The sequence below is a fragment of the Actimicrobium antarcticum genome (genome assembly GCF_039536745.1).
GTDB lineage: Bacteria > Pseudomonadota > Gammaproteobacteria > Burkholderiales > Burkholderiaceae_D > Actimicrobium > Actimicrobium antarcticum.
The window spans coordinates 286,610-308,503 of the sequence record NZ_BAAAZE010000008.1 but is presented as its reverse complement, the minus strand read 5'-3'; the positions used below and the strand labels follow the sequence as shown (position 1 = coordinate 308,503).

17 protein-coding genes are annotated in these 21,894 nt (G+C 61.0%); 6 read left to right on the top strand and 11 right to left on the bottom strand.

Going from position 1 to position 21,894, the window contains the following annotated elements:
• Positions 1-20: 20 nt before the first annotated feature.
• The 7 genes from ABD720_RS09225 to ABD720_RS09195 form a co-directional block, all read right to left on the bottom strand.
• Positions 21-1,031 carry a virulence RhuM family protein gene (locus ABD720_RS09225; protein ID WP_344762986.1) on the bottom strand — a complete coding sequence of 337 codons (1,011 nt, stop codon included), beginning with the start codon at positions 1,029-1,031 and terminating at the stop codon, positions 21-23.
• Positions 1,032-1,264: 233 nt separating this feature from the next.
• On the bottom strand, positions 1,265-2,476 hold the full coding sequence (locus tag ABD720_RS09220; protein ID WP_344762985.1) for a septal ring lytic transglycosylase RlpA family protein: 1,212 nt from the start codon (positions 2,474-2,476) through the stop codon (positions 1,265-1,267).
• A 9-nt stretch (positions 2,477-2,485) separates the two neighbouring features.
• On the bottom strand, positions 2,486-3,592 hold the full coding sequence (rodA, locus tag ABD720_RS09215) for a rod shape-determining protein RodA (protein WP_344762984.1): 1,107 nt from the start codon (positions 3,590-3,592) through the stop codon (positions 2,486-2,488).
• Between the two features lie 11 nt (positions 3,593-3,603).
• Positions 3,604-5,604, bottom strand: coding sequence for a penicillin-binding protein 2 (mrdA, locus tag ABD720_RS09210; protein ID WP_344762983.1), 2,001 nt, complete (start codon positions 5,602-5,604; stop codon positions 3,604-3,606).
• A gap of 51 nt (positions 5,605-5,655) precedes the next feature.
• Positions 5,656-6,168 carry a rod shape-determining protein MreD gene (mreD, locus tag ABD720_RS09205; RefSeq protein ID WP_344762982.1) on the bottom strand — a complete coding sequence of 171 codons (513 nt, stop codon included), beginning with the start codon at positions 6,166-6,168 and terminating at the stop codon, positions 5,656-5,658.
• On the bottom strand, positions 6,165-7,139 hold the full coding sequence (gene mreC / locus ABD720_RS09200; protein WP_344762981.1) for a rod shape-determining protein MreC: 975 nt from the start codon (positions 7,137-7,139) through the stop codon (positions 6,165-6,167). Before mreC ends, mreD begins: the two co-directional genes overlap by 4 nt.
• A 145-nt stretch (positions 7,140-7,284) precedes the next feature.
• Positions 7,285-8,328 (bottom strand): rod shape-determining protein, encoded by a 1,044-nt coding sequence (locus tag ABD720_RS09195; RefSeq protein ID WP_344762980.1) that lies wholly within the window; start codon positions 8,326-8,328, stop codon positions 7,285-7,287.
• Positions 8,329-8,612: 284 nt separating this feature from the next.
• On the opposite strand from ABD720_RS09195, the gene gatC reads away from it, so the two are divergent.
• From gatC to gatB, 4 genes are read left to right on the top strand one after another with little or no spacing between them, the layout of a single operon-like run.
• On the top strand, positions 8,613-8,915 hold the full coding sequence (gatC, locus tag ABD720_RS09190; RefSeq protein ID WP_344762979.1) for an Asp-tRNA(Asn)/Glu-tRNA(Gln) amidotransferase subunit GatC: 303 nt from the start codon (positions 8,613-8,615) through the stop codon (positions 8,913-8,915).
• 12 nt (positions 8,916-8,927) lie between these two features.
• On the top strand, positions 8,928-10,391 hold the full coding sequence (gene gatA / locus ABD720_RS09185; protein WP_344762978.1) for an Asp-tRNA(Asn)/Glu-tRNA(Gln) amidotransferase subunit GatA: 1,464 nt from the start codon (positions 8,928-8,930) through the stop codon (positions 10,389-10,391).
• A gap of 17 nt (positions 10,392-10,408) precedes the next feature.
• On the top strand, positions 10,409-10,915 hold the full coding sequence (locus ABD720_RS09180) for a hypothetical protein (RefSeq protein WP_344762977.1): 507 nt from the start codon (positions 10,409-10,411) through the stop codon (positions 10,913-10,915).
• A gap of 18 nt (positions 10,916-10,933) precedes the next feature.
• Positions 10,934-12,394: an Asp-tRNA(Asn)/Glu-tRNA(Gln) amidotransferase subunit GatB gene (gatB, locus tag ABD720_RS09175; RefSeq protein WP_344762976.1), complete on the top strand. Its 1,461-nt coding sequence runs from the start codon at positions 10,934-10,936 to the stop codon at positions 12,392-12,394.
• A gap of 55 nt (positions 12,395-12,449) precedes the next feature.
• Here gatB and ABD720_RS09170 read toward each other — a convergent pair whose 3' ends face one another.
• Positions 12,450-13,082 (bottom strand): DUF4124 domain-containing protein, encoded by a 633-nt coding sequence (locus tag ABD720_RS09170; protein WP_344762975.1) that lies wholly within the window; start codon positions 13,080-13,082, stop codon positions 12,450-12,452.
• Positions 13,083-13,106: 24 nt separating this feature from the next.
• Positions 13,107-13,772, bottom strand: a complete 666-nt coding sequence (gene pyrE / locus ABD720_RS09165; RefSeq protein WP_344762974.1) for an orotate phosphoribosyltransferase — start codon at positions 13,770-13,772, stop codon at positions 13,107-13,109.
• A 287-nt stretch (positions 13,773-14,059) separates the two neighbouring features.
• Between pyrE and ABD720_RS09160 the strand changes: the two genes are divergently transcribed.
• Positions 14,060-17,557, top strand: a complete 3,498-nt coding sequence (locus ABD720_RS09160) for a response regulator (protein ID WP_344762973.1) — start codon at positions 14,060-14,062, stop codon at positions 17,555-17,557.
• Positions 17,558-17,595: 38 nt separating this feature from the next.
• The gene (locus ABD720_RS09155) at positions 17,596-18,375 is read left to right on the top strand and encodes an exodeoxyribonuclease III (protein ID WP_344762972.1); all 780 of its coding nucleotides are present in this window, start codon (positions 17,596-17,598) and stop codon (positions 18,373-18,375) included.
• 3 nt (positions 18,376-18,378) lie between these two features.
• Here the strand turns inward: ABD720_RS09155 and kdpE are convergent, their stop codons facing one another.
• Together kdpE and ABD720_RS09145 are read right to left on the bottom strand one after the other, a co-directional pair.
• Complete coding sequence (kdpE, locus tag ABD720_RS09150; RefSeq protein WP_344762971.1) at positions 18,379-19,095, bottom strand: two-component system response regulator KdpE; 717 nt, start codon at positions 19,093-19,095, stop codon at positions 18,379-18,381.
• 18 nt (positions 19,096-19,113) lie between these two features.
• The gene (locus tag ABD720_RS09145; RefSeq protein ID WP_344762970.1) at positions 19,114-21,873 is read right to left on the bottom strand and encodes a DUF4118 domain-containing protein; all 2,760 of its coding nucleotides are present in this window, start codon (positions 21,871-21,873) and stop codon (positions 19,114-19,116) included.
• Positions 21,874-21,894: the final 21 nt, after the last annotated feature.

The window sequence follows — 21,894 nt, the reverse complement described above, 5'->3', positions numbered from 1 at the left end:
GCTGTAGTGGTCTATGGCGATTAATCTGCCGCGAAACCCTTCCTGGTTAGCTGCTGTTCCACCTGCTCCAGCTCTTTAAGGTCCACGCTGTCCGCCTCGGCGGCATCAACCTTGCGCCGCTGCCCGTCAAACTGCGCATATCGCTCATGCACGATGTCGAGCATCGCCTCATGGCTGACCCGCCCGGCGCCCTTGAGTAACGGGCTTTCGTTGAACTGCATGAAGTTATCCACGTACTGCCGCCAATCGACCATCCGCAGCTCTTTGCGCTGGCGGGTGCGCAGCTCGGCAAACTCAAGGAAGGCCGATACCATGCGATTCAGGTGATCAATTTCATCGGAATGTAGGTAATTCTTGGCAATCACGATATCGGTCTTGCGTACCCGGCCCGCTTTCCAGGCAGTCAACGCCATGTTGGGTTGTGTCGGGTCTGCCCGCATGACGATGATTTCCGCCGCAGTATGCTGTGTGACGGCATACAGCAGCTTGTTTTGCACTTCCGCAAAGAACTGGCCAACTACCTCGGCACTGTCTTTGTAGTCGACCGACAGCGCAAACACGTCGCGCACCTTCTGGTAGAACCGCTTTTCCGATGCCCGTATCTCGCGAATGCGTTCCAGCAGTTCATCGAAATAGTCCCAACCTGCCGGGTCTTTCATGCGTTCGTCGTCCATGACGAAGCCTTTGACCAGGTATTCCCGCAAGTTGGCGGTTGCCCATTGGCGGAACTGGGTGCCGCGCGGCGATCTGACTCGGTAGCCCACGGCCAGAATCATGTCGAGATTAAACATCTTGGTACGGTAGCGCTTGCCGTCAGCGGCAGTTGTCAAGTCTTCCTTGACAACTGAATTACCGTTCAGCTCACCCTCCGCCAGTACGTTTTTGACGTGAAGGCTGACGTTCTGCTTGGTGGTCTGGAACAGTTCCCCCAGCTCAAGTTGCGTCAGCCAAAGTGTGCCTTCTTGCGCCCGCAGGAACACACGCACGCCACCATCTTCGGCAGAATAAACAACCAGTTCGCCCTTACTCATCGCTCAATTCCTTCAGGTATAGGGATATTTGCGCCTCTAGACCGGCCGGTTCTGCCATAAGCCGTTCACGCTCCTTGCGCAGCGCCAGCAGCTCAGTCGCCACTTCTTGCGACGCGTTGACTCAAACGCGGCAACCTGCGCCTGGCCTGCAGCACGATGATGGCCAAGTTGAAGCATCCATCGGTGTCTGGCACCAGACTCCCCCGGATTGCCCTGTTCGGGCCGGGCACGCCTCAGCGCTGCACGATGAACGGTTTCGCGCCACCGGCACTCAGCACTTTCTGCGCCGCCTTCTCCGCCTCCGTGCGGCTGGAAAACGGTCCGCTGTAGAGCCGGAAAACGGCACCGGTCTGCACTACTTCAGCCGGTGGCAACGCGTCGGCCGCATCACGCTGAAGATCACGCTGAAGACGCAAGCGCGCCGCTTCGGCATTCGGTGCCTGGGAAAACGCCCCCAGCTGCACATAGAATCCGGGGGTACCGGCCGAGGCTGGCGCAGCCGACGTGGCCGGCATCAGCGCAGCAGCATCCTGCGGCGCGCTGGTGACCGTTGCCTCTGCGGGCAAGTCCATCATCAGCGACGTACCTGACGTCATCGCCGGCGGAATGACTGCGCCTTCCGCCGACGCGGCCGGCCCGGCACCAGTCGCCGAGTTGGCCGCCACCGTTGTGGTCGCCATCACCGGCAGCATCTTCACATCCAGCGCCGCCAGCACTGGCATGGCTGCCGGCCGTCTCGCTGTTTCCATCAGCGGCAACGCGCGCTCACCCAGACGGTCTTTTTCCATGCGTGCAATTTCATCCGGCAACAGGCGCTCGATTTCGATTTCGCTGCTGCCTTTTCCAAGGTAGCCCAGCTTCAATGCTGCGGTGTACGACAAATCCATAATGCGACTGGAATGGAACGGGCCACGGTCGTTGATCCGCACGATCACCTGCTTGCCGTTGGCCAGGTTGGTCACGCGCACATACGATGGCAGCGGCATGGTCGGATGCGCACCGGTCATCTTGTACATGTCATACAGTTCGCCGGACGCGGTTTTCTGGCCGTGGAATTTTTTGCCGTACCAGCTGGCGATGCCGCGCTGTTTCAGCGGCGTATCAATCGAGGTCGGGGTGTAGGTTTTGCCGAACACGACATACGGTTTGTTATTGCGGGCGAAGTTGGCTTCGATCTTCGGTTCGGCATCGGGCACGGCCAGCAGGTTGTCCGGCGGATTGTCGCCCGGACCGTCGTCCTGGTAGTAGCCGCCGCGCCCGGAACCGGCTGCCGGCATCGCTGGTGCAGGTTTTTTGGTGGACGGTATCGCGTCGCGCTGTGTGTCAGCAGGTACTGGCGGAGCGGTCGGTACGCTGCCGCAGGCGGCCAGCGCGAGTGCCGCGACGAGCACCAGCCCATGTTGCATGTTGCGCCGGACAGTGTGTATTGGAGGCTTGCCTTGCATGGGTATTCCTTAACTTTGTACCAGCTTGCGATGCCGCTGGATGCTCATCAGGATGCCGGCACCAAGGCCGAGTGTGACCAGTGCAGTGCCGCCGTAACTCATGAACGGCAGCGGCACACCGACCACGGGCAGGATACCACTCACCATTCCCATGTTCACGAACGCGTAGGTGAAGAAGATCATCGTGATCGCTCCCGCCAGCAAACGCGTAAAAAAGGTGGGCGCATTGGCCGCAATCACCAGACCGCGACCAATCAGCAGCAGGTACAAGAACAACAGCAGCAGATTGCCGGCCAGGCCGAATTCTTCGGAATAGACCGCGAAGATGAAGTCGGTGGTGCGTTCAGGGATGAATTCCAGGTGGGCTTGCGTGCCTTTCAGCCAGCCCTTGCCAAAGAGGCCACCCGACCCCACCGCGATGGTTGACTGAATGATATGAAAGCCTTTGCCCAGCGGATCGGAGGACGGGTCGATCAGCATCATGACGCGCTGGCGCTGGTAGTCGTGCAGCACGGTCCACAGCACCGGCAGACTGGCTGCCACCGTGACGACCAGACCCACCAGAATTTTCCAGGACAGGCCGGCCAGAAAGATCACGTAAAAGCCCGCCGCCAGCACCAGCAGCGCGGTACCCAGATCGGGCTGCCGCGCAATTAGCGCCACCGGGATCGCCAGCAATATGCCAGCGACGGCGAATTCGGTCCAGCGGACCATGCCTTCCCGCTTCTGGAAGAACCATGCCAGCATCAGCGGCATGGCGATTTTCATGATCTCGGAGGGCTGGATGACGATGCCGAGATTGATCCAGCGGCGCGCGCCTTTCTTGACCATGCCAAACACGGCAACCGCAATGAGCAGCGCAATCCCGAAACTGTAGATCGGCACGGCAAAGCGCATCAGCATTTGCGGCGGAATATTGGCGGCGATCCACATCACCACGAACGCCACCAGGATATTGCGCAACTGGTCCTCGACACGTCCCGGAAAATCGATCCCGGCCGAATACAGCGTGACGATGGCCAGCGACAGGATCAGGAAAATGATCAGCGACAGGGCACCGTCAAAGACCAGCAGATGCGGTTTGATGCGCGGCCAGAGCGGACGTTTTTCAATCATGGTGGTGATCCTTAATCCTTGTTGCCTTCGGTTTCAGCGCCGGCTTTCGGACCACCTTCGGCTTCGGAATACGCTTTCAGTTCCGCCGCAGAGCGGACCTCGCCGCCGGCCGGGTTCGGCGCGGACTTGTCGGCTGGCGCACTATCCTTGTCGGTCGGACGCTTGCCGAGCAGATAAAAATCGAGTGCCTTTTTGACGATTGGTGCGGCGGCTTCGGCGCCGAAGCCGCCATTTTCGACGATGATGGCAATCGCGATACGCGGCTTGTCGGCCGGGGCGAACGCCGTGTAGAGCGAGTGGTCGCGATGCCGCTCGTCGATCAGCTTGGCATCGTACTTTTCATTTTTCCTGATCGCGATCACCTGCGCGGTGCCGGTTTTGCCTGCCGACACATAGTCGGTTTTTCCGAATACCCGATACGACGTACCACCCGGCTCGCGCGCCACGCCGACCATGGCGCTTTTGATGACGTCGATATTTTCCTGCTTCAGGGGAATCCGGTAGCTTTCCTTGGGCACGGTCACGGTACGTTCGCGGCTGACGCCATTTTCGATGATCTTCACCAGATGCGGCTTCATCACGATGCCGTTGTTGGCCAGATTGGCGACCGCATGCGCCAGCTGCAGTGGCGTGAAGGAGTTGTAGCCTTGGCCGATGCCCAGCGAAATGGTTTCGCCGGCATACCATTTTTGCTGCTCGCGCTTGCGATACGCCGAGCGCTTCCAGGCCGTCGATGGCAGCAGGCCCTTGCGCTCGTGTTCCAGATCGATGCCGGTCAGCTGGCCAAAGCCGAACGGCTTCATAAAGTCATGCATTGCATCGACGCCGAGGTCATTGGCCAGCATGTAGTAGTAGGTATCACAGGACGCGACGATGGAGCGGTGCATGTCGACCATGCCGTGTCCGCCCTCCTTGTCATCACGGAATTTGTGATTGCCGAAGAAGAAATAGCCCGGGTCGGAGATGCTCATCGCCGGTGTGCGCTTGCCAAGTTCCAGTGCCGCCAGCGCCATGAACGGTTTGTAGGTCGAGCCGGGCGGATAACTGCCGGACAGTGGCCGGTTCAGCAGCGGCCGGTCGAGCGAAGTATTGAGCTGTTCCCAGCTTTGCTGGTCGATGCCTTCGACGAACAGGTTCGGATCGAAGGTCGGCATCGAGACATAGGCGAGGATGTCGCCGGTGGCAGGCTCGATCGCCACCAGGGCACCGCGCCGTCCGGCGAACGCTTCCTCGATCACTTTTTGCAGTTCGATGTCAATCGACAGGATCAGGTTGTTGCCCGGGCTGGCCGGCGTGCGCGACAGCGTACGCACTGCCCGGCCACCAGCCGAGACTTCCACTTCTTCGTAGCCGGTGGTGCCGTGCAGATGCTTTTCGTAGCTTTTTTCGAGGCCTTCCTTGCCGATGTAATCGGTGCCGCTGTAATTCGCGCTGTCTTCCATGTCATCGATCAGGGCGGCGTCGCGCTGACTGATGCGACCGATGTAGCCGGTCACGTGCGAGGCCACCTGCCCGAGCGGATATTGGCGGAACAATCGCGCCTGGATTTCGACGCCCGGAAAGCGGTAGCGCTGGGCCGTGAAGCGCGCTACTTCGGCGTCAGTCAGGCGGGTGCGGATTGGCGAGCTGGCGAAATTGCGGGTTTCTTCGACCAGCTTGCGAAAGCGCTTGCGGTCCTTCGGCTGGATTTCGACCAGCTCGGCCAGTTCGTCGATGGTTTCTTCCAGCCCGGCCTTGAGTTTGGAGGGCGTGATTTCAAGCGTGTAGGCCGAGAAATTGCGCGCCAAAACCACGCCATTGCGGTCCAGAATCAGGCCACGGTTCGGGACGATCGGCACCACCGAAATGCGGTTATCTTCGGCTTGGGCGGCGTACTGCTCGTGCTTGTAGACCTGCAGCCAGACAAAGCGCGCCACCAGAAGACCAAAGCAGATGAACACGAAAATCGCCGCAGCCGAGACCCGCAGCCGGAAGAAATGCAGTTCGCGTTCGGTATTCTTGAATTCAGTCATGCCGGCTCAAGTGGATGGAATGGACAACGCTGACCCGCCAATATGCCGGCATCAGATCGGCCGCGTATCGTCGCGGTCCACGGCGCGGCGCTGCGGCGCCAGCAACAGCCAGGTGACCAGCGGCCACAGCGCCACCGAAATCAGCGATTCGAGGAAGAACAACCAGCCCGGATACTGGCCGGTGGCCCACAGCCGGATCACCAGTTGCACCAGCTGGGTCACCAGGAACAGCGGCAGGATATGCAAGGCCTGCGTGCGTACCGGAAACCACAGCACGCGCCGGTGGATCATGATCGCCAGATAGCACAGCAGCGTGTAGACCAGCGCATTTTCGCCGAGCAGCGCGGCATCGTGCACATCCATCAGCAAGCCCATGCAAAAGGCAACGCCGATACCGACCTTGCGCGGCTGGTGGATGCTCCAGAAAATCAGTACCAGCGCCACGAAATCAGGTGCGCCGACCATGCCACCCCAAGGCAGCAGGTTCAACATGAACGCCATCACCAGACTGGCGATGATGAACAGCGGACTGGCTGGCAGCAGAATGTAGTGCGGCTGGTTCATCGGGTGATTCCTTTGGAGGTTGCCGCCGGGTCCTGGGTGGGCAACGCAGGCAACATTTTGACGGGGTCGCTCAGACGGGTCTTGCCGGTACGGTCCTTCTTGTCTTTCGCATCGACCGGTGGCGGCCGCGGTTCGGCTTTCGGCTGCGCCAGCAGGATGAGCAATTGCTTGTTGCGGTCAATCCCGGCCGAGGGCTGGCACACGATGCGCGCAAAGGCGTCACCGGATTTGTTCTCGACCTGAATGACGGTGGCCACCGACAGACCGGCCGGATACACGCCATCGATACCGGACGTGACCAGCTTGTCACCCTTCTGGATGTCGGCATTGGCTGCCATAAATTTCAGGTCAAGCACGCCGCTCTGACCGCGGCCATACGCCACGCTGCGCAAGCCGTTACGCACCACCTGTACCGGGATCGCCTGATCCTTGTCGGTCAGCAGCGTGGCCTCGGAGGTGAACAGGAATACCCGGGTGATCTGACCAACCACGCCAGTATCGTCAATCACGGGCTGACCGGCGACCACGTCGTGACGCGCGCCACGATCGAGGATGATCTTGCGCGTAAAGACATCGCGGGCGTCGTACAGGATTTCGCTCATGACCGATTTCACGGGCAGCTGTTCGCTGGTGCCGAGCAGCTTGCGCAGCTGGGCGTTCTCGGAAAACAGTTGCTGGGCGCGTTGCAGGGTCTGGGCGTTGGCGGCCTGCTCCAGGCGCAGCCGTTTGTTGTCGCGTTCGACCGCGGCCAGCGACGAGAAATATCCGGCGACGTTATAGAGCGCATCGCGCGGCATCAGCGCCACCATCTGGACCGGATACAGCGCGGTACCGACCACTTGCCGGATCATCGCCAGCGACTGCATGTGCGAGTCGACGACGAGCAGGGCGATCGCAATGAGCGAGAAGAACACCACTTTGGCGCGTGCCGATGCGCCTTGCTTGAATAGTGGTGGTGGGCTGTATTCCATCTAAGGCTGGGTATGGGTACTGGTTTCGTGACCGCCTGTCGGCGTGCAGTGCGCGACAGGGATGCGGCCTTCCAATGAACATCTGCACTGCCGAGCTGGGCGGGATCTGAGCATCACGACCCGTTCGGCTGGCTGGCTTGCCAGCTTACTCGTACGAGAAAATCGAACCCAGTTTGTCCATCCGTTCCAGCGCCATGCCGGAACCGCGCACCACGCAGGTCAGCGGGTCTTCGGCGACGATCACTGGCAGGCCGGTTTCTTCCATCAGCAAGCGGTCCAGGTCGCGCAGCAGTGCGCCACCACCGGTCAGCATCATGCCTTTTTCGGCGATGTCGGCGCCGAGTTCCGGCGGGGTCTGTTCGAGCGCGTTCTTGACGGCCGAGACGATGTTGTTGAGCGGGTCGGTCAGCGCTTCCAGGATTTCGTTGCTGGAAATGGTGAACGAGCGTGGAATGCCTTCGGACAGATTGCGACCCTTGACTTCCATTTCACGGACTTCGGAACCCGGGAAGGCCGAGCCGATTTCCTTTTTGATGGCTTCGGCGGTTTGCTCGCCGATCAGCATGCCGTAGTTGCGGCGGATGTAATTGACGATGGCTTCATCGAATTTGTCGCCGCCGACCCGCACCGAACCCTTGTAGACCATGCCGCCGAGAGAAATGATGCCGACTTCAGTCGTGCCACCGCCGATGTCGACGACCATCGAACCGGTCGCTTCGGACACCGGCAGGCCGGCACCAATGGCGGCCGCCATCGGCTCTTCGATCAGGAATACCTGCGAGGCACCAGCGCCCAGCGCTGATTCACGGATCGCGCGGCGCTCGACCTGGGTCGAACCGCAGGGTACGCAGATGATGATGCGCGGTGACGGCTTGAACAGTTTGGAGTCGTGCACCATGCGGATGAACTGCTTGAGCATTTGCTCGGTGACGGTGAAGTCGGCGATGACGCCGTCTTTCATGGGGCGGATGGCTTCGATGTTACCGGGGACTTTGCCCAGCATCTGCTTGGCTTCCTTGCCGACGGCCTGGATGGTTTTTTTGCCATTCGGTCCGCCTTGCTGGCGGATCGCGACGACTGATGGTTCATCCAGCACGATGCCCTGTCCACGCACATAGATCAGCGTGTTGGCGGTACCAAGATCGATGGCCAGATCATTGGAAAAGTAACTACGGAGAAATCCAAACATGTATTGTCCTGATGCGTGGCGGGTGCACGCGGTATCGATATGGGGTTAAATGACGCTGTGAACATGCGTGTCTTGAAACATGAGGCTGTGTGAGCCACGCGAGGCAGCCTGAGATACGGCGCCGTCAACGTGAACGCCCGACATTCTACCTTATAATTCACGCTGATCTGCCTCGTGAAACACGCCGGAAACCGCGTATTCCACGAAGTTTTTCCCCACTGCCGGCCTGAAATTTCGCCTTTCCTGAAACATTTTTCGGCGCGCTCGCTGCGTGTCTGCCAGCCATGTCGCTTACCTTATCGAATGTCACCATCCTGGCCAACCTGGCCCAACTCGCCTTGACCGATGAGCAGGCCAACAAGTCGCTGGCCAAACTCAATGACATCTTTGCGCTGGTCGAACAGATGCAAAGCATCGACACCACCGGCATCGAACCGCTGAGCCATCCGATCGCCGTCCTGCTGCCCGATCTGTCGCTGCGTTTGCGCGACGACGTCGTGACCGAAACCAACCGGCGCGAGGATTACCAGAAACCGGCGCCGGCCACCCAGGACGGCCTGTACCTGGTACCCAAGGTCCTCGACTAGAAAACCCACGCCATGCATACCAAAACACTGAAACAACTCTCGGCGCTGCTGCAATCCAAGCAGGTCTCTGCGACCGAACTGGCGCAGCACTTCCTGCAGCGCATCGAGCGCAGCGACCTCAATGCGTTCCTGCACGTCGATGCGGCACTGACCTTGCGCCAGGCTGCTGCGGCGGACGAACGTCTGGCCTCGGGCGACAGCACCGCACTGACCGGCATCCCGATCGCGCACAAGGATATTTTTGTGACCCGCGACTGGCGCTCGACGGCCGGTTCGAAAATGCTGGCCAACTATGTCAGTCCGTTTGATGCAACCGTGGTCGACCGGCTCGGTCAGGCTGGCATGGTGACGCTGGGCAAACTCAATTGCGACGAGTTTGCGATGGGCTCATCGAACCAGAATTCGTTCTTTGGCGCAGTAAAAAATCCGTGGGATCACAGCGCCATTCCCGGTGGCTCGTCCGGTGGTTCGGCGGCGTCAGTCGCCGCACGGCTGGCACCGGCGGCGACCGGCACCGATACCGGCGGCTCGATCCGCCAGCCCGCCGCCATGTGCGGCGTGACCGGCATCAAGCCGACCTACGGCCGGGTCTCGCGCTACGGCATGATCGCGTTCGCGTCGTCGCTGGACCAGGGCGGCCCGATGGCCCAGACCGCGGAAGATTGCGCCTTGCTGCTGAGCGCAATGGCCGGTTTCGATGAGCGCGATTCGACCAGTCTGGAACGGCCCGACGAAGATTTTTCGCGCGATTTGCAAAACGACCTGCGCGGCTTGCGCATCGGTGTGCCACGCGAATACTTCGGCCCGGGTCTCGCGCCCGATGTCGAACAAGCCGTGCGCGCCGCGCTGGCCGAGTACGAAAAACTGGGCGCCACGCTGGTCGATATCTCACTGCCAAAAACCGAATTGTCGATCCCGGTGTACTACGTCATCGCCCCGGCCGAAGCCTCGTCCAACCTGAGCCGCTTCGACGGCGTGCGCTACGGTCACCGCGCTGCCGAGTACAGCGACCTGACCGAGATGTACAAGCGCACCCGCGCCGAAGGCTTTGGCGAGGAAGTCAAACTGCGCATACTGGTCGGTGCCTATGTGCTGTCCCATGGCTATTACGATGCCTACTATTTGCAGGCGCAAAAAATCCGTCGCCTGATCGCGCAGGATTTCCAGCAGGCCTTCAGGCAATGCGACGTCATCATGGGACCGGTCTCGCCGACGGTGGCATGGGACCTGGGCGAGAAAGCCGATGATCCGGTGGCTAACTATCTGGCCGATATTTTTACGCTGTCGACCAGTCTGGCGGGGTTGCCGGGCATGTCGATTCCGTGCGGGTTCGGACAAGGTGACAAGAACGCGAAGCGCCCGGTGGGATTGCAATTGATCGGCAATTATTTCGCGGAAGCGAAATTGCTGAACATCGCCCATCAATATCAACTGGCGACCAACTGGCATCAGTTGCAACCGGCTGATACCGAATAATCCGGTCAGGAGCCTCCATGCGTCGCCTGTTCAGTCCCTTCCGTTCTCTTGTCGCAGCCATCACGCTGCTCTGCGCAGCGAGCGTCGGCGCACAAACGCTGGACACCAAATTCTCGTGCAGCCAGGTTGGTGATGATGGCGGCGACCGCATCACCTATGCCGATTCGGGTGAAATCCATCTGGATGGCAGCGACGTAAAAACCTTCCGCTGGGAATCGGCGATTTTCCGCTCGACCCATGGCTACGATTGCGATATCGATGAGGAAGACGGCCTGCAGGCGGAAGTACGGAGCAATGGCAGTAGTGGCAACAGCGCCGCATGGCGTGTCGCACTCAAGGATGGCGCAACTGCCCGGGCGAAGCGCGGCTACAACTTCGAGCGCGGCGTGAACTGCACGATCCGGCTGGAGCGCACTGGCAACACGGTCAAGATGCTGCCGACCTGCCCGGCCTTATGCGGATCACGCCTGAATTTTTCGGAATTGTCGATCGATCTGGACAGCGGCGTTTGCCGCTACGAATAAATACACCAAGGAATTAGCATGCAATGGGAAGTCGTCATCGGGTTGGAAACGCATACGCAGTTGACCACCCAGTCAAAAATTTTCAGTGGTTCGGCGATCCGTTTCGGCGCCGAGCCGAACACGCAAGCCGCGCCGGTTGACCTGGCGTTGCCGGGCGTGCTGCCGGTGATGAACCGGGGTGCGGTTGAACGTGCCATCCAGTTCGGCCTGGCGGTCGATGCAGTGATTGCGCCGCAGTCGGTGTTCGCCCGCAAAAATTACTTTTATCCGGATCTGCCGAAGGGCTACCAGATCAGCCAGTATGAAATTCCGGTAGTCCAGGGCGGCCGCGTGTCGTTCCTGCTGGAACGCGACGGCAAGGCCGAACTGCGTACCGTGCAACTGACCCGCGCCCATCTGGAAGAAGACGCCGGAAAATCCCTGCATGAAGACTATCAGGGCATGACCGGCATCGACCTGAACCGGGCCGGCACGCCACTGCTGGAGATCGTCACCGAACCCGACATGCGCAGCGCTGCCGAAGCCGTGGCTTACGCCAAGGCGCTGCATTCGCTGGTGACCTGGCTGGGCATTTGCGACGGCAACATGCAGGAAGGTTCGTTCCGCTGCGACGCCAACGTGTCGGTGCGCCCGGTCGGCCAGGTTGAGTACGGGACCCGCTGCGAAGTCAAGAACCTGAACTCGTTCCGCTTCCTCGAAGAAGCCATCAACTACGAAGTCCGGCGCCAGATCGAACTGATCGACGACGGTGGCCGGGTGGTGCAGGAAACCCGCCTGTACGATCCCGACCGCAAGGAAACCCGCTCGATGCGCAGCAAGGAAGATGCGCAGGATTACCGCTACTTCCCGGACCCGGATTTGCCACCACTGGTGATTTCGGAGGAATGGATCGCGCGCGTCAAGGCGGCCATGCCGGAACTGCCGGCGGCAATGCGCGCGCGCTTCGTGCAGGACTGCGGGCTGACCGATTACGACGCTGCCGTGCTGACGCAATCCAAGGCGATGGCACTGTACTTCGAAGCCGTCATGATGCTGACCGGCAAGGAGCTGGCCAAGACGGTCGCGAACTGGCTCATGGGTGACGTTGCCTCGGCACTGAACAAGGAAGGCTGCGAGGCCGACCAGTCGCCGGTGAATCCGGCGCAACTGGCCCTGCTGCTGCAACGGATTGCCGACGGCACCATTTCAAACAAGATTGCCAAGGAAATTTTTGCGGCGATGTGGGAGGCGCGTTCGACCGAGCCGCTGCTGGCGGATCAGCTGATCGAGTCAAAAGGACTGAAACAGATTTCCGACAGCGGCGCGCTGGCGGCGATCATCGACGCCGTGCTGGCGGCCAATCCGAAATCGGTCGAGGAATTCCGCGCCGGCAAGGAAAAAGCATTCAACGCCCTGATCGGTCAGGCCATGAAAGCCTCGAAAGGCAAGGCCAATCCGTCACAACTGACCGAGCTACTGAAGCACAAGCTGCTGGGCTGACGCGGTGATCCACGGTCGGCCCGCTGTCGGGCTGACCTGCCCCTGACAGATCAAGCTAGGGCAACGACACGGACTTGCTCAACTCCCGAAAACGCATCAGGGTGTCGTCGAACCAGGCGTCGACCTTGAGCAACTCGTGCTTGTGCTGTATCAGCAACTGCTGCTCGGCCTGGACCGCATCGCGCGCCCTTTCGACCTTCTGAACATGGAACGCCGGTAGTACACCATTCCTGCGGTACCGCTCGGCGTCACGCGAAGCCTCGCCGAACTGTTTTTCGGCCAGGCTGTACGACAGTTGTTCACTGCGAATTTTTTCTTCCACACCACTGATGGCGCGCTTGCGGGCGAACTCGATTTCACGCTCGCTGCGAAAGCGTTCCAGGATCGCCATGTCGCGCCGACGCACTTCCAGCGCGGCAGCGGCGTCGGCTTTTTGCCGCTCTGCCGCGAGCTGCTTCTGATACTTTTGTTCGGCGGTCAATGGCGCGGGAATTTCTCGCAACGTGACGCCGTTATTGCCGAGTTCGCGCATCGGTCGCAATGCGCACTCCGGGATCGGCCGATCCGATGTGATGGTCCGGCCAGCAGCATCCTTGCACATGTAAATTTGTGCGTGCGCCAGACCCGGCAGTTGGGCCAGGGTCAGCACCAGCAAACTGTGCGCAGAGAAACGTAGAGCGATGTGCATGGTCTGTTCGGGCCCGAAGCGTCGTTACGCGACGCCGTAACGCTGCCGGTATGCGGCAATCGCAGTTCGGTGCTGATCCAGCTTGCCATCGCCATCGGCACGTCCCAGGTACTCCAGCAAATCGGCCAGATTACCGATCGACACCACCGGTATGCCGTAGGTCTGGCTGACCTCCTGTACCGCCGAGCCGGCCGACAGGGCATCGTCCTTGCCGGAGCGTTCCATCCGGTCCAGTGCAATCAATACCGCACAGGGCGTGGCACCTGCCGCGCGAATCAGGTCGACCGATTCACGTACCGAGGTACCGGCAGAGATCACATCGTCGATGATCACGACCCGGCCCTTCAAGGCAGCGCCGACGATGCTGCCGCCTTCGCCATGGTCCTTGGCTTCCTTGCGATTGAAGGCGAACGGGACATTGTGATTTTTTGCGGCCAGCGCCACGGCCGTCGACGAGGCCAGCGTGATGCCTTTGTAGGCCGGTCCGAACAGCATGTCGAACTCGATGCCGGCATCGAGCAGTGACTGCGCATAAAACTGTGCCAGCGTGCCGAGTGTGGCGCCATCGTTGAACGCGCCAGCATTAAAGAAATAAGGCGACGTGCGCCCGGCCTTGGTAACGAATTCGCCGAAGCGCAGGACACCACTGGCGACCGCGAACTCGATAAATTGCTGACGTAAATTGTTCAATTTTTTTCCTGGATGCGCGGTGGGATTGCCAATTCTGGCAGGAGATGCGGCCGAAGCGGCATTTTAATTCGTTCTGGATAGCATTCGTCCAAATAACGCACGCGTCATTCCGTCGCGATGAACTTGCCCGAGACCAAAAAACCGCCTGCTGCATTGGTTTTCGATTAGCGTCGCGACTTGTGCAATGATATTGAAAATTACCAACTATCGTTCCAAGAACTAACCAACAGCTCTTCGCAACCAACCCCAGAACAAACCTTGCTCCGATGCCAGAGACAACTGCCCACTTGACCAAGCCTGCCCCTGCACGCCAGCCACCACGCTGGTCCGTACGGACCTGGTTGGTATCGCTGGCGCTAACCTGCCTGATTCCTGGTGTTCTTGGCGCTGGCATCCTGTTCAACCATCGTTACCAACAAGAAAAAATACAGCTCCAGCTTGACGCGCTGCGGATCAGCCAGGTACTGGCGCTGGCCGTCGATGGTGAGTGGCTTGATGCGCTGCACATTGCGCAAGCCTTGTCCGCTTCCGATTACTTCGGTCAGGGCAATTTGTCTGCGCTGCATGCGCAGACCCTGGCACTGCTACAAAAAACCGGCATCGGTGCCGTAACCGTGGTCACGGACCGGACCGGGCAGCAGCAACTCAATACCGTTCTGCCGTTCAAGTCCGCCCTCCCTATGCATGCCAATTGGCCGCACCTCCAGCGCGTACTCGCTACCGGCCAGTACGCCATTTCGGATTTATACCACGGCGCCACGACAGGTCGGCTTCTGGCTAGCGTCGATGTCCCGGTCGTGGTGCATGGTCAGATCCAGTACAGCTTGGGGATTAGCGTCTATGCGGAGCAGTTCGCGGGCATGCTGCGCAAGCAGCGACTGCCACCCAATTGGACTGCGACCATCGTCGACAGTAAAGGAATCATCGTGGCGCGCAGCATGGCGCACAGCATGGCGCCCATCAAATTGGACATGAATGCCGGTCCGTTACCGCAAAGCGCGATTGGCATCAACGAAGGATTAATGGACTTCAAGTCGATGGAAGGAGTTGCGATGCGGGGTGCGTTCACGCGGGCGACAGTATCGGGCTGGCACGTTGTGGTGGGCATTCCGAACGCAATTCTGGAAAAAGAACTCAGAGACGGCATTTACCTCTTTGGTCTGGCGCTGGTCACGCTGTTTGGCATCGGCATCAGCTTGGCCTGGCTCATGGGCAACCGGATTGCGCATTCGGTCAGGGCACTGACCGCACCGGCCATCGCGCTGGAAGCGGGAGAAGCCGTACTGGTCACGAAAGTCCATTTCCGTGAAGCTGAAGAGGTCGCCAGCGCGATGGCGGGCACCGCGCGCCTGCTGCTAAAGCGCAAGAAAATCCTGCAGGAGCGCGAACTCGAACTGCTCACGGCCCAACGCCTCGCACGCATCGGAAGCTGGCAATGGTACTTTGGGAGCAACACCGTCGAGGCCTCTGCCGAGACCTGCAGGATGTTTGGCCGTACGGATATTCCGATGTTTTCCGCACAAAAAAATACCCTGTTTGCGCCATCCGTCTGGGACACCATCCATGACGCGCTGTACCGCACTGCGACGCTGGGCGAAAGCTGTGACCTTGAGGTGCCAGCACGTCGCGCCACCGGCGACACATTCTGGGTGCACTACTGCTGCGAAGCGATCCGCAGTACGCGCGGCACTATTTTCGGATTGCGCGGCACCGTCCAGGACATTACCGAACGCAGGCGCAGTCAGGCCGAACTCGAGCGCTACCGCCATGATCTCGAAACCCAGGTGGCGTCACGTACGGTCGAACTCGAACTCGCTCGCGATGCAGCCGAATCGGCCAACCGGGCCAAGAGTGATTTCCTGGCCACGATGAGCCATGAATTGCGCACGCCGCTCAATGCCGTGATTGGACTTACGCGTCTGCTGGCCGATTCGCCACTCGGTCTGCGCCAGCGGGATTTCGCCGACAAGATCACGTCGTCAGCGCAAGCCCTGCGGGCACTCATCGATGACATTCTGGATTTTTCGCGTATCGAAGCGGGCAAGCTGGAACTTGAAAATGCGCCGTTTTCGCTGAACGACATCCTGCGCACGACCGCAACCGTGATCGGTATCGGCATTGCCGACAAACCAGTGGAAGCCTGCTTTGACATCGAAGCGGACATACCAGACGCGCTGATTGGAGATGCCTTGCGGCTGCAGCAAATCCTGCTCAATCTGACCAGTAATGCAGCCAAATTTACCGCCACCGGTACCATCGCAGTCAGCCTTCGCTGCCTGGCAAGAACGCCCCAGGACGTCACGCTGCAATTCAGCGTGCGCGACACCGGTATCGGGATTGCCGTGGACCAGCTGCCGCATGTTTTCGAGCACTTCGGCCAGGCCGACAGTTCGACCACCCGGCGCTACGGCGGCTCCGGGCTGGGGCTGGCGATCAGCAAACGCCTGGCCAATCTGATGGACGGATGGATCGATATCGACACGGTACCTGGCCAGGGGTCGGAATTCCGCTTTGGCGTGACGTTGCGCAGCGGCCCGCCTGCGTTATCGCCAGCGGTTCGGCATCTGGCCGGCTTGCGGGTATTGATCGTGGAGGACCATGCACTGGCGCGCACGCTGCTGGCGCGCTACTGCACCGCATTTGGCTGGCACACCACCACTTGCGAAGATGGCCCAAGTGCCCTGGACGAATTGCAGCATAGTGCCGCCGCAGGCACTGATTACGACGTGGTGCTGCTGGACTGGCACCTGCCGCGCATGAATGGCGTCGACCTACTGCGGCAAGTTCGTGCCATGCCGGAAATCTCCATGCCGACCGTGATTTTGCTGGCGCCGGCGATCGCACTGGAACAAGCCCTGACCGCGGGCGACGTACTCGATATCGACCGCATCCTCATCAAACCCGTGATCCCGGCGAGCCTGTTCGATGCCGTTGAACGGGCCTACCTCGGTGAGCTCGAGAGCCTCTGCCAGCGGTCGGTCGAAAGCGAAACTCACGGGAAACTGGTTGGCCTAACCTTCCTGGTCGCGGAAGACAACCTCATCAATCAGGAACTCATCGCACAAACGCTGCGCCGGGCCGGCGCTGCAGTCGTCGTGATGGTCGATGATGGAATGGGCGCCGTCGCGGCCCTGCGCGCTGACCACGACAGCTTCGATGTGGTGTTGATGGATATCCGCATGCCGGTGCTGGATGGCTGCGCAGCCACGCGCGTGATCCGCACCGAACTCGGGCTCGACACATTGCCGGTGATCGCGCTGACGGCGTTTGCCGACACCGCTGAACGCGATCGGTTCCAGCAGGCCGGCATGTCGGGTTATCTGGCCAAACCGCTCGATGTCGACGCACTGCTGGCGCTGCTCGAAGGATTGCTGCCCGGCCCCCATGCTTCGGCCAACCCGGTCCCGGTCGACGCGCAGATCGGGTCCGATTTTGTGGCGCTGGATATCCCGGCTGGTCTGCAGGCTTTTGGTGGCGACGCCACCAAATACGCCGCGATACTGCGTCAGTTCATCGACTCGCACGCCAACGATGCGACACGAGCACGCCAGCTGTTCGACGCCGGCGCCAGCACCGAAGCGATCGACCTGGCACACGGCCTGGCCGGCATGGCACGCCTGCTGCGGGCACCGGCACTGGCCAGCACGGCAAGTGCCGCGGAAACCGCATTACGAGATGGCGACGGCGGCGCGGCCTGCGCGCTGCTCGATACCTTGTGCATGTCCATGCTGGCATTGACCGATGCCATCAACGCGTTCGATACCGGGCGCAACCAGACACAATAGGTTATCGTTGGCAGCCTCTTTTCCAGGAACGATTCCCCATGCTGAAAATCATTGCTGCCAACCTCAACGGCATCCGCTCGGCCACCAAAAAAGGCTTCTTCGCATGGATGGCCCACCAGGATGCCGACGTCGTCTGCGTTCAGGAACTCAAGGCGCAGGCCGCCGACATGTCACCGGACATGCTGGCCCCAGACGGTTATCACGGTGCCTTCCATTACGCTGACAAAAAGGGCTATTCGGGCACCGGGATCTACAGCAAACGTGCTCCCGACAACATCATCACCGGTTTCGGCACGCCCGAATTCGATGCCGAAGGCCGCTACGTGCAATGCGACTTCGGCAATCTGAGCATCATCTCGGTGTACTGCCCGTCCGGCTCGTCGGGCGAAGAACGCCAGCTCGCCAAATTCCGTTTCATGGAAGTCTTTCTGCCGCACCTGATCCTGCTGAAAAACTCCGGTCGCGAGGTCGTCGTCTGCGGCGACTGGAACATCGCGCATCAGGAAATCGACCTGAAAAACTTCAAGGGCAACAAAAAGAATTCCGGTTTCCTGCCTGAGGAACGGGCCTGGCTGAGCAGGATTTTTGACGAAGTGGCACTGGTCGACGTGTTCCGCCAGGTCGACCCCCGCGCAGAGCAATACACCTGGTGGAGCAACCGTGGGCAGGCCTGGGCCAAGAACGTTGGCTGGCGCATCGACTACCAGATTGCCACCCCCGTCATCGCGGCGAGCGCGAAGGCGGTGTCGATTTACAAGCAAGAGCGCTTTTCGGATCATGCGCCGTTGATCATTGAGTACGATTTTCCTCCTGCCTGACCGCTACCCCTCCACCATCAACCGATAACCCACCGCCGTTTCCGTCAGCAGGTGCCGCGGTTGCGCGGGGTCTTCTTCCAGTTTCTGTCGCAAGTGCCCCATGTAGATACGCAGGTAATGGCTTTGGCCGGTGTGGGCCGGCCCCCACACTTCACGCAGGAGCTGGCGGTGCGTCATCACGCGCCCGGCGTTGCTGATCAATACCGTCAGCAGCCGGTATTCGATCGGCGTGAGATGGACCTCGGCACTGGCGCGGCGCACCAGACGCGCTGCGCGGTCGACTGCCACGCTGCCAAACCGGAACACCGGTTCGGTGTGCAGGCCCGCGCCGGCGGTGGTGTCGCCTGCCGCGCTGCGGGGCCGTCGCATATTGGCGCGCACTCGGGCCAGCAATTCGCCGACGCCAAAGGGCTTGGTGATGTAGTCGTCAGCGCCGGCGTCCAGTGCAGCGATCTTGTCGGATTCGTCCATGCGGGCCGACAGCACCACGATCGGTACGCTGGACCAGCCGCGCACATCGCGTATCACGTCCAGGCCGTCACCGTCGGGTAGCCCCAGGTCCACGATCAGCAGATCGGGTTTCCGGGTGCCGGCGTCCAGCAGGCCGCGCTTGGCGGTGTCGGCTTCGAACACCTGCCAGCCTTCGGCTTCCAGCGCGGCGCGCACGAAGCGCCGGATCTGGGGTTCGTCTTCAATCAGGATGGCAACGGGTGGGGACATGGCGACTCGGTTGGGGTTTCACACGGACTCGGGTGGTGGCGCGGGCGGCGCAGTGCGGGGCAAGGTGACGGTGAATTCTGCGCCTGAACCGCTCGCCTGCGCTGCCCGGATCTCACCATGATGCGCCTGCACGATCGCGCGACAAATGGCCAGTCCCAGACCCACGCCGCGGGTGGACGACTCGGCTCGGCCGCGAGTGAATTTTTCGAACAGGTCCTGCTCGCGGCCTCTGCTGGCGGCCGGCAAACCCGGACCAAAGTCACGCACGGTCAGTTCCAGGGTAGTGGGCGTGACGCTGGCACTGACGAAGGCTACCGGTCCGGCACCGTGCACGGCTTGTCCGTACTTGACGGCGTTTTCCAGCAAATTGACCAGCACCCGTTCGATCAACCCGGCATCGAACTCCACCAGCGGCAAGTCGGCCGGCACATCGGTTTGCACGGCCAGCGTTCCCAGTGCATGGCGCGCCGCGCGGATGGCGCTGCCGATCACTTCCTCGACCGACTGCCAGTCGCGGCGCAACTCGACCTGACCACTCTCCAGTCGGGCCATTTCCAGCAGGTTGGTCACCAGCGTACTCAGTTCATGCGCTTCGTGGCTGATCGATTGTGCCGACTCGCGTTGGTGGTCGGTCAACGGCGCCGATGCCGCCAGCGACTCGGCCTGCCCGACCAGCGCCGTGAGCGGTGTGCGCACATCGTGCGACATGGCCGCCAGCAGCGTGTTACGCAGGCGCTCGGACTCCATCTGCACCACCGCTGTCTGGGCGACTTCCACGTAATGCACACGCTCCAGGGCAATCGCGATCTGGCGGGCCAGCGTGTCGAGTTGCTGCATTTGTTCCGGAATCAGCAGCCAGCGTGGTTGGGCGGGACGCAATGCCAGCACGCCACGAATGCGCATCGGGGCGGTCAGCGGCACGTAATGCCACGGGTTGGCGGGCAAGGTGGAGGTGCCCATGCCGGCATGTTGTCCATGATTGAACGCCCAATCGGCAAGGCTGGCGTCGAGTTTGTCCGGCAGCGGTTCGGTCATCAGAAGCTGGTCATGCGTGCCCAGCAGCAGCACGTGCACCGCGCCGCCAAACGTGCGCTGTACCACCGCTTCGCCGAGTGCGACCACCTGCTCCGACTGCAACGCAGCCGACAAGTCGCGGGTCAGTTCGAACAGCGCGTGTGCGCGTCGCTCCCGATTGCGCGAGACCCCGACGGCAAAGCGCAGATTGGCGGTCAATTGCCCGAACAGCACGCCAACCGCCAGCATGACCGCGAAGGTCACGAGATATTGCACATCACTGACCGCAAAGGAAAAGCGCGGCTCCACAAAGAAAAAGTCAAACGAAGCGACCGACACAACGGCAGCCAACGCGGACGGCCCGCGGCCGAACCTGACCGCCACCAGCACCACGCACAGCAAAAACAGCATGACGATATTGGCCAGATCAAACCATCCCGCCAGCGGCAAGGTCAGCAGCGTCGCCGCCACGCAGGCCGCGACCGCCCACGCGTAACCGGCCGAGGCAGAAAAGCGGCTGGCTACGGGCACCTCGTCCTGAAGTTCGCGCTGAAATGCCGGTGCCAGCCGCCGCACCGTTGGGGCAGCAGCGACATCCAGAACATCCAGATCCGGGGCCAGACTGGCTATCTGACGGGTCAGTGTGGGCCGCAGGACGCGCCACAGAAAACCCTGCGGATGCTGCCTCGGACGTCCCAGAATTACCGTGGTGCAGTTGAGCGATTGGGCGTGCCGGAGCAGTTCCCTGGCGATGTCATTACCGGTGAGTACGGCGGTGTTGCCACCGAGCTCATCGACCAGCTTCAGGACGGTCAACGTGCGGTCACGTTCAGATGCCTTGCGCCGTTGCAGAAAGGCCGTGTCGACGTAGGCGGCATGCCAGCTGACATTGAGCTGATCGGCCAGCCGTGCTGCAGTGCGCACCGCATGTTCGGCACCTTCGTGAGGGCCGATGCAGACCAGCATGGTGCCCGATGTGTTCCACGCGGGTGGACCATTTGGCTGGTCACTGCGCGTGTTGTGCAGATGCTGTTTGCGGTAGCTGCGCACGTCGTCGCCGACATGCTCGGCGGTACGACGCAGGGCGATTTCGCGGAGCGCAAACAGATTGCCTTTGCGGAAAAAATGTTGGGTGGCGCGTTCGGCCTGATGCGGCAAATACACTTTGCCTGCCTTCAACCGCGCCAGCAGTTCGTCGGCCGTGACATCGACCAGCACCACTTCATCGGCACCATCCAATACGGTGTCGGGTACGGTTTCATTGACACGGATGCCGGTGATGGCACCCACCGTGCCGTTCAGACTTTCCAGATGTTGCACATTCAGCGCCGTCCAGACATCGATGCCGGCGGCCAGCAGCTCCTCGATATCCTGCCAGCGCTTGGGATGGCGCGAGCCGGGCGCGTTGCTGTGAGCCAGCTCGTCGACCAGCAGGATATCGGGTGACGCGGCCAGTGCCGCGTCCAGATCCAGTTCCAGCAGTTCCTGACCGCGATAGGGCAGCTTGCGCAAGGCAATGTGCTGAAGCCCCGCGTCCAGCGCAGCCGTCTCTTTGCGGCCATGGGTTTCGACCAGGCCCACCATGACATGCTGGCCAGCCTCCTGTGCGCGCTGCGCGGCAGCGAGCATGGCATAGGTTTTTCCGACGCCGGCGCTGGCACCAAAATAGATGCGCAATTTGCCGCGCTGCCGGGTCTGCTCCAGTGCATGGAGTTCGGCCAGCAGGGCATCGGGGTCCGGGCGTGATGCATGGTCGTGGTTCACGGAGACCGCCTTTCAGGCGCG